Source organism: Vibrio sp. V39_P1S14PM300 (genome assembly GCF_009904765.1).
Classification (GTDB): Bacteria; Pseudomonadota; Gammaproteobacteria; order Enterobacterales; family Vibrionaceae; genus Vibrio; species Vibrio proteolyticus.
On sequence record NZ_WXWP01000338.1, the window covers coordinates 30608 to 49382 of the forward strand.

General features: G+C 51.3%; 12 protein-coding genes and 2 pseudogenes. 12 read left to right on the top strand and 2 right to left on the bottom strand.

The window, feature by feature from the left end:
- Positions 1-94 precede the first annotated feature (94 nt).
- The 10 genes and pseudogenes from CAG65_RS17750 to purF all read left to right on the top strand — a co-directional run bounded on the left by CAG65_RS17750 (position 95) and on the right by purF (position 12408).
- Positions 95-1228: a 4-phosphoerythronate dehydrogenase gene (locus tag CAG65_RS17750; protein ID WP_021703860.1), complete on the top strand. Its 1134-nt coding sequence runs from the start codon at positions 95-97 to the stop codon at positions 1226-1228.
- Positions 1225-2238 carry an aspartate-semialdehyde dehydrogenase gene (locus CAG65_RS17755; RefSeq protein ID WP_161454480.1) on the top strand — a complete coding sequence of 338 codons (1014 nt, stop codon included), beginning with the start codon at positions 1225-1227 and terminating at the stop codon, positions 2236-2238. The genes CAG65_RS17750 and CAG65_RS17755 overlap by 4 nt, the downstream gene beginning before the upstream one ends.
- A gap of 219 nt (positions 2239-2457) precedes the next feature.
- The gene (locus CAG65_RS17760) at positions 2458-6411 is read left to right on the top strand and encodes a FimV/HubP family polar landmark protein (RefSeq protein WP_161454481.1); all 3954 of its coding nucleotides are present in this window, start codon (positions 2458-2460) and stop codon (positions 6409-6411) included.
- Positions 6412-6499: 88 nt separating this feature from the next.
- Positions 6500-7294: a tRNA pseudouridine(38-40) synthase TruA gene (gene truA, locus CAG65_RS17765; RefSeq protein ID WP_021703863.1), complete on the top strand. Its 795-nt coding sequence runs from the start codon at positions 6500-6502 to the stop codon at positions 7292-7294.
- 189 nt (positions 7295-7483) lie between these two features.
- The gene (accD, locus tag CAG65_RS17770) at positions 7484-8410 is read left to right on the top strand and encodes an acetyl-CoA carboxylase, carboxyltransferase subunit beta (protein ID WP_021703864.1); all 927 of its coding nucleotides are present in this window, start codon (positions 7484-7486) and stop codon (positions 8408-8410) included.
- A 46-nt stretch (positions 8411-8456) separates the two neighbouring features.
- Entirely contained in the window at positions 8457-9722 is a 1266-nt protein-coding gene (gene folC, locus CAG65_RS17775; RefSeq protein ID WP_161454482.1) for a bifunctional tetrahydrofolate synthase/dihydrofolate synthase, read from the top strand.
- Positions 9723-9945, top strand: a pseudogene (locus CAG65_RS22485) (cell division protein DedD); the annotation flags it as partial. It lies immediately after the preceding gene.
- A gap of 95 nt (positions 9946-10040) precedes the next feature.
- Positions 10041-10307 (top strand): annotated as a pseudogene (locus CAG65_RS22490) (SPOR domain-containing protein); the annotation flags it as partial.
- Positions 10308-10368: 61 nt separating this feature from the next.
- Positions 10369-10860: a CvpA family protein gene (locus CAG65_RS17785; RefSeq protein ID WP_161454484.1), complete on the top strand. Its 492-nt coding sequence runs from the start codon at positions 10369-10371 to the stop codon at positions 10858-10860.
- Between the two features lie 33 nt (positions 10861-10893).
- Positions 10894-12408, top strand: a complete 1515-nt coding sequence (gene purF, locus CAG65_RS17790; protein ID WP_021703868.1) for an amidophosphoribosyltransferase — start codon at positions 10894-10896, stop codon at positions 12406-12408.
- A gap of 53 nt (positions 12409-12461) precedes the next feature.
- On the opposite strand, the gene znuB is transcribed toward purF, so the two are convergent.
- Both znuB and znuC read right to left on the bottom strand, forming a co-directional pair.
- On the bottom strand, positions 12462-13247 hold the full coding sequence (gene znuB / locus CAG65_RS17795) for a zinc ABC transporter permease subunit ZnuB (protein ID WP_161454485.1): 786 nt from the start codon (positions 13245-13247) through the stop codon (positions 12462-12464).
- Positions 13240-14028 (bottom strand): zinc ABC transporter ATP-binding protein ZnuC, encoded by a 789-nt coding sequence (znuC, locus tag CAG65_RS17800; protein WP_021703870.1) that lies wholly within the window; start codon positions 14026-14028, stop codon positions 13240-13242. Before znuC ends, znuB begins: the two co-directional genes overlap by 8 nt.
- An 81-nt stretch (positions 14029-14109) precedes the next feature.
- Between znuC and znuA the strand changes: the two genes are divergently transcribed.
- Positions 14110-14988 (top strand): zinc ABC transporter substrate-binding protein ZnuA, encoded by an 879-nt coding sequence (gene znuA, locus CAG65_RS17805; protein WP_161454486.1) that lies wholly within the window; start codon positions 14110-14112, stop codon positions 14986-14988.
- 217 nt (positions 14989-15205) lie between these two features.
- Complete coding sequence (locus tag CAG65_RS17810) at positions 15206-18577, top strand: helix-turn-helix domain-containing protein (RefSeq protein WP_161454487.1); 3372 nt, start codon at positions 15206-15208, stop codon at positions 18575-18577.
- Positions 18578-18775 lie beyond the last annotated feature (198 nt).

Sequence of the window (18775 nt, forward strand, 5' to 3'; positions counted from 1 at the left end):
ATTTTTCTATACTTAACAGAGAAACGGGACTCGACACTGTGCCGGCTTTTCTGCACAATCCTGTTCTACCCCTTTTCCCAACTCAGACTCCGCTATGAAAATCCTAATCGACGAAAATATGCCTTATGCTCAGCAACTGTTCAGTCAGTTGGGCGAGGTGATCCTCAAACCGGGACGTACGTTAACAGCCGATGACCTGGTTGATATTGATGCGTTGATGATTCGCTCTGTTACTCAGGTTGACGAGTCACTTCTGACTAAGGCCAACAAACTCAAGTTTGTCGGCACCGCGACCGCAGGCATGGATCATGTTGATCAGGCGTTGCTGGATCAAAAGGGCATTGTCTTCACTGCCGCACCGGGCTGCAATAAAGTTGGCGTCGCAGAGTATGCATTCAGCGTGATGATGGTGCTTGCGCAGCAACAGGGCTTCTCGGTGTTTGATAAAACCGTGGGTATCATCGGCGCCGGACAGGTGGGCAGCTATCTGGCTCAGTGTTTGTCCGGACTGGGGATGAAAGTACTGCTTAACGATCCTCCCAAGCAAGCGGCCGGTGATGCGCGAGATTTTACGCCTTTGGCCGATCTGCTTGAGCAAGCGGATATCATTACACTGCACACTCCGATCACCCGCGACGGTGCACATCCCACACACCATCTGATTGACGAAGGGGTACTGAGTAATTTACGCAGTAACCAGATTCTGATCAACGCGGCTCGTGGGCCGGTGGTGGACAACAGCGCGCTCAAAGCCCGCCTGATGGCCGGTGATGGTTTTACTGCCGCACTGGACGTGTTCGAGTTTGAACCGAAAGTGGATATGGAGCTCCTGCCGTTGCTGGCGTTTGCGACCCCCCATGTCGCCGGGTATGGCCTGGAAGGCAAGGCTCGCGGTACGACCATGATTTTCAATAGCTTCTGTGAGTTTCTTGGTGACGAGCGTCGGGCACAGGCCAGCGAGCTGTTGCCAGTGGCGCCAGTTCCACTGGTCAGTCTGGATCGCGCCTGGGACGAAGCAACCCTGCACAACCTGACACAAATCATTTATGATGTGCGCAAAGACGATGCGTTGTTCCGTCGTGAGATTCATCAGTTGGGTGCGTTTGACAAGATGCGCAAACAATACTGGGATCGACGAGAGTACAGCGCCGTCACTTTAGCCGGCGACGATGCATGCAATTTAGCGCCGCTGGCTAAACTTGGTTTTCAAATTGAGGTAAGTAAATGAGCCAACAATTTAACGTTGCCGTACTTGGCGCAACAGGCGCTGTCGGTGAAACCATCATTGAAGTTCTTCAGGAGCGTGATTTCCCGGTCGGTGAATTGTACCTGCTGGCCAGTGAACGCAGTGAAGGTAAGACCTACCGCTTCAACGGCAAAACGGTCAAAGTACAGAACGTTGAAACCTTCGACTGGACACAGGCTCATATCGGTCTGTTTTCTGCCGGTGGGGAACTGTCGGAGAAATGGGCGCCAATCGCGGCTGAAGCTGGAGTGGTGGTCATCGACAATACATCGCATTTCCGTTATGACTATGATGTCCCGCTGGTGGTACCAGAGGTGAACCCGGAAGCGATCGCTGAGTTTCGTAACCGCAATATCATTGCCAACCCGAATTGTTCCACCATCCAGATGCTGGTGGCGTTGAAGCCGATCCACGACGCAGTGGGGATTGAACGTATTAATGTTTCAACCTATCAGTCCGTGGCGGGTGCCGGCAAAGCGGGCATCGATGAGTTGGCGGGCCAAACCGCGAAACTGCTGAACGGTCGCCCGGCTGAACCTGAGCAGTTCAGCCAACAGATTGCGTTTAACTGTATTCCACAGATCGACAAGTTCATGGACAACGGCTACACCAAAGAAGAAATGAAAATGGTGTGGGAAACACAGAAAATTTTCAACGATCCGTCGATCATGGTGAATCCGACCTGCGTACGGGTACCGGTATTTTACGGTCATGCCGAAGCCGTCCACATTGAAACCCGCGCACCAATTGATGCTCAAGAAGTGATTAACCTGCTTGAACAAACTGAGGGCGTTGAGGTTTTCCACGATGAAGACTTCCCGACTCAGGTGCGCGATGCGGGCGGCAAGGACCATGTGATGGTCGGCCGTATCCGCAATGACATCAGTCACCACAGTGGCGTGAATCTATGGGTGGTTGCGGACAATGTGCGCAAAGGCGCCGCCACCAACGCAGTACAAATTGCCGAAGTTTTGATTCGTGATTATTACTGATAGCTATTGATGAATCTGTTAAAGCCTCACGCGAGTGGGGCTTTTTTATACGCCCGGTAGCGCCAGACAAGCAGAGCGGGGGAAATTTAGTGTGAGCTTACTGCGATTATTGCTGCCGCAACACATTTTTTGCCTTGTTTCCTGTAGTTTTGCCCTAGATATCCGATATATTTAACAGATCATGTAAACCTACGATAAAAGCACACAGCTGAGCTTATTATGCGTCCATTTTTCAAGCGTCTGCTCTTGCCTTTGGCAATGGCAGCGATGACTCAGACATTTTACGTCAGTGCACAAGGTATTCGACTGATTGGCCCGAACGGTGAAGTTCAGTCCGCGCCTCAATTCTCACAGCCACTGACGCGTGCCTCTCAACAGGCAGAGCAGGAACCCTCCCGTTTTTACGGACCCACAACCGAAAGTGATACTCTGTGGCGAATTGCGACAGATTTACGACCGTCCAATACGGTTACGGTGCAACAGACCTTGCTGGCGATTTATCAGCTCAACCCCAAAGCATTCGATAATCAGAACATTCATGAGTTGATTCCGGGTAGCACGTTGCGGGTACCGTCGCTTTCTCAGGTCACGAGTGTCTCGACCCAAGAAGCTGTGCGGGTGATGGATGCGCACAAAGCGCGCCTGAATGACGCACCGGGTAAAGCTGCGCCAAAAGTCGCTCAGCCTGCAGTCAAACCACAACCAGTCGCTAAACCTGAGGTGAAAGCCGAAGCGCCAGCCAAGAGTGATGCCGCTGAAACGGCTCAGCCTGCTAAGCCGTCTGCCGACACTGTACCAACGGATGAAACAGCACCGAAAACGCTGACGCCGCCAACGACATCAGCCAAGCCTGTGGGTGAACTCGCGGCTCTGGAAGAGCGTAATCACCAGTTACGTCTGATGCTGGCGGAAGTTCAGTCTGAAGTCAGTGTGCTGAAGAACGAACTCAATGATGAATCGCGAATTCGCGATGAAGTTGAGCGTCTGCTGGCAGAAGAGCGAGCCCGTAATGCCAAAGACGCCCAACTGGCACCTGGCCCGCTAGACAAGTTGATGTCCAACACCTGGTTAGTCGGCGCGCTGGCGGTGATCCCAGGGCTGCTGATTGCCCTGTTGGTGACTATGCTGCTGGGGCGTCGCAAATCAGAACCGGCGCAGCAAACCGAAGTACAGCCTCCTGTCACCGACCCTGTGATGCCGGTGACGCCACCTCCAGCCATGTCAGAGCAAGATGAACTCGATGATTTAACTGATGAGTTGTTGTTGGACGATGATTTGTTTGGCAGCGCTGATGATGACGAAGAACAACTGTTCGACGACAGCTCGGAAGAAGCTGTTGCTGCGGATAGTGACGATATCTTTGCCGATCTGAAAGACAGCGAGCTGGATTTTAACCTTGAAGGCGAAGACGGTGATGATCCGTTTGCGGGCATCGGTGATGACGGTGAACTGGATGCCGATCTGCTCGATATGGATTCCAGCTCCAACGGCATCAGTGTCAAAGGTGACGACAAGGCGCTGGGTCTGGAAGAGATGGAACGTGCACTGGATGAAGTGATCACTGATACATCTCAAGCCCAAAGCAACTTTGACCTGGCAGATGACGAACAGGTGTCTCAAGACGACCTGGATGATCTGTTATCGGGCAGTGACAAGACCGCGTCGACAGACGGCGAACTGGATCAAGCGATGTTGGATGAGTTGCTATCTGGCGACGCCGACACGGATGACAGTGCAGACGATTTGGATATCGATGCCTTACTCGCGTCTGGCAGCGACAGTCCGGAATATGAGCTTAGCGATGTGGAAATGGCGTCCGATGATGAGATCGATGCGCTGTTTGCCAAGGCTGAGTCTCAGGCCGATCTCGATCAATTGGATGCCTTGTCTCAGGATGAAACTGCTCTGCTGGATGAAATGCTTGATGACGACGATCTTGAGCTGAGTGAAGACAGTACTGAGCTACTTGATGAGCTGCTTGACCATCAGACTGCTGAGCCAACCACGGAGACTGACGACGAAGCCGAGCGCACCGAAGAGTCCGACACGTTGTTGGATGAGTTATTGGACGAGCAGGACGATGTCGCACTGGCTGAACAGTCAGACCTGATGTTGGACGAGTTGCTGGATCTGGATGAGCAGCCAGCGTCACTGGATGATGACAGTACCGACCTGCTGGAAGAACTGCTCGCCACGCCTGAAACGCCGGACGAGCAGGACCACAGTTTTGAACCGGATGGGACGGAATTTCTTGACGAACTCAATGAAATAGAAAAGCTTGCCGAAGCCGAAGCCGAAGCCGAAGCCGAAGCCGAAGCCGAAGCCGAAGCCGAAGCCGAAGCCGAAGCCGAAGCCGAAGCCGAAGCCGAAGCCGAAGCCGTCGAAACACAACCGATCGAGCCTGAGCAGGTAACGGATCCGATTGCTGAAGAGCGAGAAACGCCCCTCGATTTTGATCGCGACGAGTTCATCCATGATCTGGACGAAACTGCGCCGCAAACCGATCCACTGTTGGATGAGCCAGCAGATTCAGAAATCCCGGTGGCTGACGACATGGCCCGTTTCGCTGATGACGTATTGCCGTCACTGGATGAATCGGATGCACACGGGGTCTCTGACGGCGAATCTGAACTGCCGCTGAACCAAGTGCTGGAGGAAGAATCCGATGCACTTGAGACAACGGACGATAAGACGCAGGATGTTGGCGAAGAGGTGACGTCTCAGGCTACGGAAGATGCGAAAGACGCGACGGACGACTGGCTCAACGATGCGATTGCGGATGTGGAGTCTGCACAGAGCGCGGCCACAGAAGGGACATTCGAACAACCTGAACAAATTGAACCAGAGCAGGTGATTGAAGCCGATCACGAAGAGTGGTTTAGCGCGGATGAAGAGGCACAGGATTCGGCGCCGCTGGATGACGATTTTGAGTTTGAACCGCAAATTGAAGGTACGCCACAAGCGGACAGTGCGGTAGAGAGCGAAATGTCTGTCAGCGATGAGACGGATGAGGAACATACTCTACCAGAACCAGAACCAGAACCAGAACCAGAACCAGAACCAGAACCAGAACCAGAACCAGAACCAGAACCAGAACCAGAACCAGAACCAGAACCAGAAGTTAGTGCGCCAGAGCAAATGGAGCCATCTGTATCTGAGGCGTCTGCACCTCCGATGCCTGAGGCCATTCCAAACGAATTCGGGGTTCCGCAAGACGACGATTGGTTGTTCGATGAAACGCCAGCTGCAATTGAACCTGAGGCGTCAGCCACTGACACTGCGCCTGAGCCGATTGAACTGAGCGACGAGGAACTGCCGGAATACGATGAAACCAGCGCACTGGCGGATAGCGATGACGTTGAAAGCGCTGCACCTGCAGAGCCGAACGATAGCAGTGAACCGGCAGAATACGATCTGAACGACCTGCCAGAGTATGATGAAGATCAGGCGTTGGCGGATGTTTCCGAAGATCAGCCGATCTCCCCGGAGCCAGCGGCTGACGAGCAGGATGCTTTATTTGCGGCGTTTCAATCTGGTGTGGACGCGCAATCTCAGACACCCTCGGCGGACCAGGAACAAACCCTGAACGAGTTGCTGGCGGAAAGCGATACACCGGAGTTCAACTTTGAGCAGCCAATTGATGCCACGTTGACCGACAGTGCGGGGATGGACATTGATGCCATGCTGGAAGCCGGTGGTGAGGATTGGAATGGATTCAGCCTTTCTCCTGAACAGCAGGCGCAAATCCCGGATGAGATCCCTGAAGACGAGCAGGGCATCTGGAATACACAAACCGCGCAACCTCAGGTTCAGGATGAAAACTGGGCCAATCAGGAGCAACTGACCGACTTTGACCCGAAAAGCAGCCAGTACAAAACCATTGATGAGTTGATGGCGGAAATGGACATGGGACAGGATCAGTTGGCGCTTGATGAAGAAGAGCTGAAACTGGATGTGGGTTTGAACGAGTTTCCGGACGTGATTGGTGATATCGGTGACGATGACGTTGATGCCAACGCAGAAGCGGCAGGAAAGCTGGATTTAGCTAAGATCTACATGGAAATGAATGATGCCTCCGGAGCGAAAAAACTGTTGGAAGAGGCCATTGTTGACGGCAGTGATGATATTCGCCGTGAAGCCAAACATTTAATCGATGTGATTAATGCGCAATAAATCAATCAAGAGGGGACATGGTCCCCTCTTTTGATCCGGCCCTGAAATTCGTTATACTTCCCGCCCCATTTTCAGAGAGAACGGTGAAATGAGAATTGCATTAGGTATTGAGTACGATGGCACTCATTACTTTGGTTGGCAGCGTCAGCGAGAAGTGAAAAGTGTTCAGCAATCGCTGGAAAAGGCGTTGAGTGTCGTCGCTAACCATCCGGTAGAGGTTCAGTGTGCGGGTCGGACTGATGCGGGCGTTCACGGCACTGGGCAAGTGGTTCATTTCGATACCACAGCAAGCCGTAAGATGGTGGCCTGGACGATGGGAGCGAATGCCAATTTACCCGGTGATATAGCTGTGCGCTGGGCGAAAGAAGTACCGGATGAATTTCATGCTCGTTTCGCGGCGACGGCCCGTCGTTACCGCTATATTATCTATAACCATGCACTGAGACCTGGGATTCTCTCTTCGGGGGTGAGTCATTATCACGGTGAACTGGACGTGGAAAAAATGCACCGTGCCGGACAGTTCTTGCTTGGCGAGAATGACTTCACGTCTTTCCGTGCTGTGCATTGCCAGTCACGCAGTCCATGGCGTAACATAATGCATCTGGATGTAACGCGGCAAGGTCATTACGTTATCATTGATATTAAAGCCAATGCGTTCGTTCACCATATGGTACGTAACATTACCGGCAGTCTGATTTGTGTCGGTCGTGGCGAGCAGGCGCCGGAGTGGATCAAGTGGCTGCTGGATGCTAAGGATCGTAAACTGGCGGGAGCCACCGCTAAAGCGGAAGGACTCTATCTGGTGGACGTCGATTATCCTGAAGAGTTCCAGTTACCCAGAGCGCCGATCGGACCGCTATTTTTACCCGATCAATTGAACTAATTGCTGGTAACTTGTTCAAATAGGAGTTGTTTAAAGTATTAGCAGTCGTCTTGTGAGGCGGTATTCAGGAAATAGGTACAACCAGTTTTTTGTCTACAGTTTGCGTTTTATATGCTTTAATCCTCCACGCGTAAATTCGAATATGTATCTTTCGCAATTAGGCGGGAGAGTAAAGAGAAAAGGTCTTCCATGAGTTGGCTTGAAAAGATTTTAGAAAAGAGCAACATTGTAAGTTCACGTAAAGCGTCCATCCCGGAAGGGGTTTGGACTAAATGTACCTCATGTGAACAGGTGCTTTACCACGCAGAGTTGGAACGCAACCTGGAAGTGTGCCCGAAATGTGGTCACCACATGCGGATGAAAGCACGTCGTCGTCTGGAAACATTCCTGGACGAAAACAACCGCGTGGAACTGGCGGGTGAGCTTGAGCCACAGGACAAGCTGAAATTCAAAGACTCCAAGCGTTATAAAGATCGTATCTCCGCGGCACAAAAGAGCAGCGGTGAGAAAGACGCATTGGTGGTCATGCAAGGTGAACTGCTGGGCATGCCCGTTGTAGCGTGTGCGTTTGAGTTTTCTTTCATGGGCGGTTCCATGGGCTCTGTAGTGGGTGCGCGTTTTGTGCGTGCAGTTGAAGCTGCGATGGAAAACAACACGGCGCTGATTTGTTTCTCAGCCAGTGGCGGTGCTCGTATGCAAGAAGCTTTGATGTCACTGATGCAGATGGCGAAAACCAGTGCGGCGCTTGAGCGTCTGACGGAAAAAGGCCTGCCGTTTATCTCGGTCATGACTGATCCGACGATGGGTGGGGTATCTGCGAGTCTGGCGATGCTGGGTGACATCAACATCGGTGAGCCGAAAGCATTGATTGGTTTTGCTGGCCGTCGCGTTATCGAACAAACGGTACGTGAAGATCTGCCTCAGGGTTTCCAGCGCAGTGAGTTTCTGCTGGAGCACGGTGCGATCGATATGATCGTTGACCGTCGTGAAATGCGTCAGCGTGTAGGTGGTCTGGTTGCGAAACTGACGAACCAAAGCTCTCCACTGGTCGTTTCTGTGAACGATTCTCCAAATGAAGAGCCTTACACTGTACCAGAAGCAGACGAAAAAGGGTAAAGTAGACGCTAACGTACCGACCTGAATTTAAAGGTTATAAAGTTAGATGAGTCACAACCCTGTTCCACAAGCCACATCGCCATTGTCGGTGTGGCTTGATTATTTAACCCACATTCACACTTCTGCGATCGACCTCGGTTTAGATCGGGTTCAAGCCGTCGCTCAAACCGCTAACCTGACCAAACCCGCACCTACCGTGATCACTGTTGCCGGTACTAACGGCAAAGGTTCCACCTGTGCGCTGATGGAAGCCATCCTGCTCGATGCCGGGTATTCTGTTGGTGTGTACAGCTCTCCCCATCTGATTCGTTATAACGAGCGCGTGCGCGTGAACGGTGCCGATCTGCCTGACGAGCAGCATTGCCAGGCTTTTGCGTTTATCGAAGCACAACGTGGGGATATCAGCCTGAGTTTCTTTGAATTTGGCACGTTAGCCGCGTTGCGACTGTTTGAACAACACAAGGTGGATGTGGTTCTGCTAGAAGTCGGGCTAGGGGGGCGTTTGGATGCCACCAATGTCGTCGAGCACGATGTATCGGTGATCACCAGTTTGGCGGTTGACCATGTTGACTGGCTTGGGGATGACATCAACGTCATCGGTTACGAGAAAGCCGGCATTTTCCGCTCCGGCCGGCCAGCTATCTGTGGTCAGCCCAAAGCCCCTGCGACGGTGGCAGCTCACGCCGATGATATTGGAGCAGAGCTTTTCCAGGTCGGTATTCAGTACGACTTCACCCTAGAATCAGACAGTACGTGGCGCTGGCACAGTGGCTGCTTTGAAATGACGGATCTGCCGGTCCCTGATCTACCGTTGCCAAATGCGGCGACAGCGTTGATGGCGCTGGGTAGTGCGGAGCTTGATATCAGTGATGTGAATATCGTCAACGGATTACGGAATGCAAGGCTGCCGGGGCGCATGCAGGTCATCAATGAACAACCACTTATCTTACTGGATGTGGCCCACAATCCGCACTCTGCCGAATACCTGGCTGAACAGGTTAATCGTCGTTTGGCAGAGAAAAGCATCCATGTGGTGGTGGCGATGCTGCACGATAAAGATATTCCGGCTACGCTCAATGCATTGGCACCAATCGCGGCGAAATGGTATCCGGCGTCTCTGAGCGGCCCACGTGCGGCAGCGGCCGAGGAGCTGTGTGCTCATTTGGCTGAATATCAGGGGAAATACGCCAACCCGGTCGCGGCATTTGAAGCCGCGTTGACACAGGCGGCGGACGACGAAGCAATAATTGTGGTCGGTTCATTCCACACTGTTGGTGAAGTACTAGAGCACTGGCAACAGAAAGGAGAATAAATGGCTAGTAAGTTCCAAAGTCGCTTGGTGGGGACCATTGTTCTGGTCGCCATCGGCGTTATCGTGTTACCGGATGTTCTGGACGGCAAGAAAACCCACTATAAAGAAGACATTGCCAGCATTCCGATTAAGCCGGAATTGGACAGTGAAGCGGAAACCTTTGAGGTGCTGGATCCGGTTGAAGACAAGGTTGCGTTGCCCGAGTCGCCTGTGGAAGTCGCACAGGAAGAGGCGCCGGTCGAATCACAGGAAACCCCATCCCAGCCGAAAACCGTTGTTGAGCAGCCACCAGTGCGAGAAACGGTCGAAGTGACCGCGCGCAACGTGCCGGAGCAGAATGAGTATGACGACAGTGCCTGGATCATTCAGCTCATGGCGTTGAAAAATGCTGAAAATGCAGAAGTGCTGGTTAAAGATCTGCAGAAACGCGGTTATCAGGCTCACACCCGACACGAAAACAATTTTACCCGGGTCATTATTGGTCCTGACGTGTCAAAAAGTAAACTGGAGCGTCAGATCATAGAGTTAGAAAAAATTACTGGCTCAAAAGGTCAATTGCTCAAATTTAAACCATTAAATCCATAAGAAAACGTTTGCGTCAGCATTTTTTCTGTTAAAATGCGCGCCAACTTAAGATGAAGAACTCATGAATTGGTTAGATATTGTCATTTTAAGTGTGATCGGCCTGTCGGCATTGATCAGTTTAGTCCGTGGCTTTGCCAAAGAAGCATTGTCGTTAGTTATCTGGTTTGGCGCTTTTTTTATCGCCAGTCAGTATTACCAGAAGCTCGCCGTTTATTTTACTAATATTCAGGATGAGATGTTTCGTAACGGCACCGCGATTGCAGCGTTGTTTATTGCAACATTGATTGTCGGAGCGATCGTCAATTACGTCATCGCTCAGCTGGTACAGAAGACCGGCTTGTCGGGCACTGACCGTATTTTGGGCATCGTATTCGGTGCTCTGCGCGGCATACTGATTGTTTCGGCAGCGCTGTTTTTTATGGATGCGTTTACTGCATTCCCGGATTCACAGTGGTGGAAGGATTCGCAGTTGGTACCTGAGTTCAGCCGTATCATTGCGCCGTTCTTCGAGCACTTGCAAGCAACATCGAGTTTTTTATCTGGCGCTAAATAGCGCCAGCCATTGTCGCAAATCGAGGGTTAGGACATGTGTGGTATTGTTGGAATCGTGGGCACTTCGCCTGTAAACCAGTCTATCTATGACGCTTTAACGGTCTTACAGCATCGTGGCCAAGATGCCGCTGGTATTTGTACCATAGAAAGCAATCGTTTTCGTCTGCGAAAAGCAAACGGATTGGTGAAGGATGTGTTTGAAGCCAGACACATGCAACGCCTGCAGGGCGATGTAGGGATTGGTCATGTGCGCTACCCGACCGCAGGCAGCTCAAGCGCCTCAGAAGCTCAACCATTCTACGTCAACTCTCCTTTCGGCATCTCCCTCGCTCACAACGGTAACCTCACCAACGCCAATGAAGTTCGCGATAAACTGTTCGCCAAAGACCGCCGTCACATCAACACCACATCGGATTCTGAAGTGCTGCTTAATGTGCTGGCGCATGAGATTGACACCGTGAAAGGCAATGTGACCACAGATGATGTGTTCCGTGCTGTAACGAATGTCCATCGCACCATCCGCGGGGCGTACGCAGTGGCGGCCATGATCATTGGACACGGTTTGATTGCATTTCGTGACCCGAATGGCATTCGTCCACTGTGCTTGGGTAAACGTGTCGTGGGCGGACATACCGAATACATGGTGGCGTCAGAATCGGTGGCACTGGATGCGGTCGGTTTTGATTTTGTTCGTGATGTTGCCCCAGGTGAAGCGATCTATGCGACTTTCGACGGCGAGCTGCATACCAAGCAATGTGCTGACAACCCAGCATTGAACCCATGTATTTTTGAGTTTGTCTACTTTGCGCGTCCGGATTCGTTTATCGATAAAATTTCGGTTTACAGCGCCCGGGTTGAAATGGGTAAAAAGCTGGGTGAGCGGATTCGTGATGAGTACGCCCATCTGGATATCGATGTGGTGATCCCAATTCCGGAAACCTCGTGTGATATCGCGCTGCAAATCGCACAAGCGATCGATAAACCGTATCGTCAGGGCTTTGTGAAAAACCGCTATGTTGGACGCACGTTCATCATGCCAGGTCAGCAGCAGCGTAAGAAGTCGGTACGCCGTAAACTCAACGCCATTCGCTCGGAATTTAAGGACAAGAATGTGTTGTTGGTGGATGACTCGATTGTTCGCGGCACAACATCCGAGCAGATCATTGAAATGGCGCGTGATTCAGGGGCGAGAAAAGTCTTTATGGTGTCGGCGGCTCCGGAAATTCGTTTCCCCAACGTGTACGGTATCGATATGCCAAGTGCGAATGAGCTGATTGCTCATGGCCGTGATAACGACGCAATCTGCAAGCAGATTGGTGCTGATGAACTTATCTACCAGACACTTGATGATCTGATTGCGGCGGTTGGTTTGGGCAATACCGATATCACCAAATTTGAAACGTCAGTGTTCAATGGTGAATATGTCACCGGAGATATCGACCAGAAATACCTGGAGTTTCTTGAGTCATTGCGCAACGATGATGCCAAACTGCAACGTGAAATACAGCAGGATCTGGCGAATCTTGAGCTGCATAACGAAGGCGCCTGAAGCGCGAACTGAGCAAGAAGAAAAGGCTTCCTGATGGAAGCCTTTTTTGTGCCTTATTGGCGAACCTTGATACCTTGTGCGAGTAAAAACATAGCGGTGGCACTTAACACCACTGAAGGGCCGGCTGGCGTATCAAAATGCCAGGACAGGCTCAGGCCACCCAATACCGCGATGGCGCCGAGCAAAGAAGCCAGTGCCGCCATCTGTTCTGGTGTGCGGGCAAAACGTCGCGCCGTCGCGGCCGGAATGATCAACAACGAGGTCATGATCAGAGCACCAACGAATTTCATCCCTACGGCGATCACCATGCCAACCAGCAGCATTAACACCAGTCTCATCAGGTCAACATTATGGCCCTCTACCGCAGCCAGCTCCTCATTGACGGTGGTCGATAGTAAGGGACGCCAGAACAGCAATAAAACGACAGACACTGCAATCACACCAGCATAAATGAACATCAGATCTTGGGGTGAGACGGCCAGTAAATCGCCGAACAGGTAACTCATCAGATCAACCCGAACGTTATCCAGGAAGCTGACCGCCACCAGACCAAACGACAGCGAACTGTGTGCGAGAATACCGAGAAGTGTGTCGGTGGCGACCAACTGCTGTTTTTGCAGCGTGACCAGTAAAACCGCCAGTGCCATACAACATACCAGCAGAGCCAGATAGAGATTAATATTGAGCAGGAAGCCGAGCGCTAACCCCATCAATGAGGCATGCGCTAGGGTATCGCCAAAGTAGGCCATCTTGCGCCAGACAACGAAAGATCCCAGAGGGCCTGCGATGAGTGCAATGCCAAGGCCGGCAAGAATCGACGGAAGCAGAAATTCAATCATGGTGATGATGCCCGTGAGAGTGGTGAGAACAGCTGTCGCCTTCGCCTGTAACGGGTTGACCAGCCAGATCGTGATGATGATGTTCGTGCTGGTGGTGGTACAACGCCAGCGCTTCCTGTCGTGCTTCGCCAAACAGGGCAATATAGTTCGGATGCCGGGTAATGGCTGCCGGTGTCCCCGAGCAACAAATATGGTGCTGCAGGCAGATCACATCATCGGTCTTGGCCATCACCAGGTGTAAATCGTGCGAAACCATAAACACGCTGCAGCCAAAGCGGTGGCGTATGGTATCGATCAGATCATACAAATCGATTTGCCCTTGTACGTCCACACCTTGCGCAGGTTCATCCAATACCAACAGTTCAGGTCTTTGCAACAGCGCCCGGGCGAGCAGTACGCGTTGATTTTCTCCGCCGGACAAATGGTGCATGTCGCTGTCGATCAGGTGTTCGGCCCCGACTAATTTGAGCGCATCCAACTGCTCTTGTGAGCTGTAACGCCCGGCCAACTGCAAAAAGCGTCTAACGTTAAGCGGAAGTGAGTCATTCAGCTTCAGTTTCTGCGGCACATAGCCGATTTTTACGCCGCGTGATTTGATGATCTGACCGGTATAACTTTTCTGTAAGCCAAGCAATACTTTGACTAAAGTCGACTTACCCGCACCGTTGGGACCAATCAATGTGGTGATTTTGCCTTTTTCCAGCCTCAGGCTGACGTTGTCGAGGACTTTTCTCGGTCCAAATTCTACGCAGATATTGCGCAGTTCAATTAATGCGGACATGGATGGAACTCATTGCATTTTGGTAATGTTATAATGTAACATTTAATCTCATTTCAAGCCACAAGCAAATATCAATAAGTTATGACTCGTTTTACTCTGTTTTTGCTGTTAAGCATAGCGTCGGTCGGTGCCAAGGCAAGCACGATTCTGACCAGTATTAAACCCATTCAAATGATCACGACAGAACTGACCCAAGGTGTAAGCCAGCCGGATGTTTTACTTAGCTCTAATGCGTCTCCTCATGATTACGCACTACGTCCTTCCGATGTGAAGCGGGTGCATAGCGCCGATCTCGTGATTTGGTTCGGGCATGAACTGGAGCCTTTCATGGAGAAAGTCGTCGCGGCCAAACCTGGTGCTCAGGTGCTGACACTTAGTCACCTGCCGGAGCTACAACTGAGGGAGTTCGGTGAACATCATCACGACGATGGTCATGATCATGGTACGCATGATCCGCATTTCTGGCTGGGTATCAAGCCTACACAGCAAATTGCGGCTGCAATTGTACAGAAACTGGTCGCAATCGATCCGGAGCATCAGACTCAGTATCAAAGTAATCTGGCGGCGTTTAACCAGCAGCTAATGCAGTTGAATCACGAATTGGCTGCTCAGCTCAAGCCCGTGTCCAAAAGCGGCTATTATGTTTTTCATGATGCGTACGGTTACTTTGAGCAAGATTATGCGCTCAATCAGCTGGGTTACTTCACTGTCAGCCCGGATCGTAAGCCCGGTGCGAAAACGTTAATCCAGATCCGGACCACATTGGCGTCCGGGCAGGCACAGTGTGTATTTGCCGAACCTCAGTTTACACCAGCAGTGATCGAGTCGGTAACACGTGGCAGTGAGGTAAAAGTGGGAGAACTGGATCCTTTAGGGACACAGATTACCGTGCAGCCAGGCAGTTATTTTACCTTCTTGCGCAGCATTGCTGACAGTTTCAGCTCCTGTCTCACTCCTTAATTGAACTCAGGCCGCGTTTTGACGCGGCCTGTTTGTTGATCTTTGCGCCACTTAGCTGTGATCTCAGCTAGAAAACCAGCTATTCTCCGGTTTGCGACCTTTTAATGCCTTGTTATTGATATAAAATTAGATAATTAATATTACGAAATAACTTCCCCCGACATTCATGCGGGGGATTGTCAGGCCATTAAGACTTTGCTGCAGGAAACCCACCACCGTGTTTAGGCTGATACTCTTGGTTCTGTCCGTAGTACTGAGCCATGGCGTGAGAGCGCAAGACACTTCGACGTCTGTTTTTTATCCGCTGCCAACTCATGCGGAGGGAAAAGGGATCGCGGCGAAACACTTGTTTCCGGGTCAGGAAGGGGGCTTGTGGATTCACGATGTGCACGGTCAGGTTCGTTTTTTTGACGGTGAACATTTGCTACCGCGCAGTGGGTCAGTGCTCGATTATCAAGCCAAGCAGTTAGTGTTTTCGGCGGGGGCATTCTGGACGTTTGCCGACAACGAAGTCTTCAAGACATTTCCCAATCAGGAACGCAAAGGCGTATTCAGCCTAACACCAGGTAATGTGATCAGAAAGATAGGTGCATCTGGTGGGTTTCTCTGGGTTAGCGATGACCGTCACTTCTACACCTATGACATGCAAAGCGAAGAGCTACGTAGTTATTCACTGATGCCGCTTTATCAGCATAACCAGTCGAGCCGCATTCAGATCAATGATGCCAGATTGGTGCGCAGCAAATGGGTTTTAGCGACCAATTCCGGCGTGTATCTTTCGGAGGAGGAGCAGTTTACGCATGTGGTCAGTTCAGGCAAGCAACACATCGAAACGATCTACTTTTCTGAGCAACGCAATCAGCTGTTAATTGGTACGTTGAAGGGGGCGGTGATCATCAACATTGATGATCCGCAGCAAGAAGAGCGCTGGATTGGTGATACGCATGTTCTGGCCATCACAGAGAGCGCCGATGAATACTGGATCGGCACCGAGAATGGCCTGTTTGTCTACTCGATAGCCCAACAGCAAACCCGAAAATATACTGGCGTCGGGCGAGATGAATACACGTTATCCGGTAACAAAGTGTATTCCTTGGTCAATGATCACACTGGTGGTATCTGGATAGGAACCAACCGTGGTGTGCATTACATTTCGTTGTTCGCCCGCAATTTTGAACGCTACGCCGACAGTTCTACCGGTAATGGCCGGGAGGGTGGCAGCTTGCAAGTGATCGTGCCACAGCGCGATAACGACGACTTCTGGCTGATCACCAACCTCGGTGTTTATCGCCTGATCAGCGACAAAGTGCCTCAGCGAATTCAGCTCTACAGCGGTCAGGTTAATGACTTGGTCGAGCTGGACTCACAACTCATTCTGGCCACCCCCCATGGTCTGGTTTGTATCAATAAACTCACAGGTCAGGTTCTCCAGAATGCGCTACCGCCAGCGCTCAAAGGCAAGGCCGTCCAACAACTGGAACTGGATGAACAGAAAACATTATGGGGAGTCAGTGACAATGACCTGTGGTCTTACGATGTGTCACGGCAACATCTTAAGGAGTATGGCCGGCAATGGCTGATCGAGGCGTATCTGCCCGCGCAGGTGACGGACTTGTTAGCGACGCTGACTCAGGGGATAGTGATTGGCACCGATCACGGGATCTATCGCCTTCGCAGGGGAAACATTCAATTTGTAAAGGACAGCGAACGCTACGGACAGGTCATCGATATTGAAACTGACTACCAGGACGGTGTGTGGGTTGCCGGGACCTATGGTGTGTTTCGCTTATCACCAGACACAGAAAGCCTGACGCCTGTGTCTCTGGTTGATCTGAATATCGGGCCGCGTTGTCTGGTCGCACAGGGGCCCTACATGTGGCTGACTTCGTCGGCGGGTTTATCACTCTATAACTCACAGCAGCAGTTGAAGAAGCACTTCAGTGCCCCCTTTGGTTTAATCATGAACGAGTTTGTTTCACGGCAATGTGCGTTAGATAATTCTTTGGCGCCAGCTTTGATTTTCGGCTCTAAATACGGCCTGATTCGGGCGCGTTCTTCACAGCTGTTGGACCAAGATATTCCGAGTGGCAAAGTGCTGTTTTCACGGGTCAGCATCGACAATCAAACCCTGGCCACCGGTGGTCGTCCGCCTCATCTTGTCCCAGTGAGATACGGTGATTCGGTGAGTTTTTTATTCGGAACCATGCCACAAAGCAACAGCCGACAGGTGGAGTACCAGATCAATCAAGAAGGTTGGCATGCACTGCAAGGGTCTCAGCTGACGCTAGACCATCTGATGCCCGGAACGTACACCATCACAGTGCGCAGCCGACTGCCGCATGATCGCGTGTCGGCAGAGAATGCATTGCAATTTATTGTCAATGAACCCTGGTATTTAACCTGGTGGGCCAAGCTGGCAGGGATGGTTGTCGTACTCTTGTTGCTGAGCACCCTGATTTGGTGGCGCTCCCGTTTGATGATGCGAGCCAATAAACATTTAAAAGCGCAGGTGGCGTTGAAAACAGATCAACTGCGTCATCAGAGTCGCATTCTGCTGACCAACAACCAACAACTGCGTAAACAGCTGCAGATTCGCAAAATGTTGCAGACGCAAAAAAACAAAGAGCTCGAAGCCAGGTTGGTGTCTGCCAGTGAAGCGCTGCTGCAGAGTGGGGAACCACAGGGGCTGAAAACGACGTTGCAGCGCCGGATACGCCAAGAGTTTGCGTGCTTGGATCAGACAGAAGGGCATCAAGGTGTTGTGGTTTTGTATCCGCTATTGGATACGGTACTGCAAGGCTGGCAGGAGGAGTTCGATAAAGCGGGGATCCAAGTAGAGCTGCGTACAGAAAACGCAGCGGCCAGAACCAGTCAGATTCAAATCACCGAGGACAATCTGGACATGGTATTCAATACCTTATTTGCCAGTTTGTTGCGCCGTGGTTACTGCCATCAAACGGTGGTATTGAGTCTGGAGCAAACCGCTGTTGAAGTGCTACTGAGAGTGATCGACTACGGTCAGCGTCTACCCGATCTTCAGCGCCGTTATATTGGTGACGAAAAAGATCTCAATGTTCTCAATTTACCCAGTCTGATGGATCGCAGTGGCGGCTGCTTGCATTGTTTTAGCTCGGAAGAGCGCAACTTTCTCGAATTCAGCTGGTCACTGGCCGTGGATCTCGAGCTCGCGCGCGATCAAATGCACAAATCCACCCAGTGTGAAACGGCCACTCGTTCCGATCTCTGTCAGCAGGAGTGGCTGGATAATGTGACGTGTCTAATTGAACGCTACTTTCGTGACCCCGATTTCGGGACGACGGTGATTGCAAATTGTTTATACACATCAGAACGAAGTTTCCAGCGACGTTTCAAACAAGCCACGGGCAGAACGTTTAAAGAATACCTGACAGAATTCCGCCTGGAACACGCCTGCCGCCAATTACTGTCCGGTCACAAAGTCTCTGAGGTCGCGTTTGACTGTGGCTTCAATGACCCCTCATATTTCAGTCAACGTTTTAGAACGTACTTTGGTGTGTCTCCCACACAGTTCGTTGAAACGCACAGCGAACCCCTTTCATCCGACGATTAAATCAAGCCAGCCGATACTGGTTCGTTACTTTGTATGCGTTCAAGGATAACCGTATTTTCTGCAGATCGGGCGTACTGACTGTCGAGGTAAAACCGTGGCTAAAAGTGTGTCGGAGGAGGTAAAAGAGATGGTGGAAGAAAGAGAAGAAAAAAATGTCGTGGTATAGCCGGGGGGACTATACCACGGGTGCCAATGACA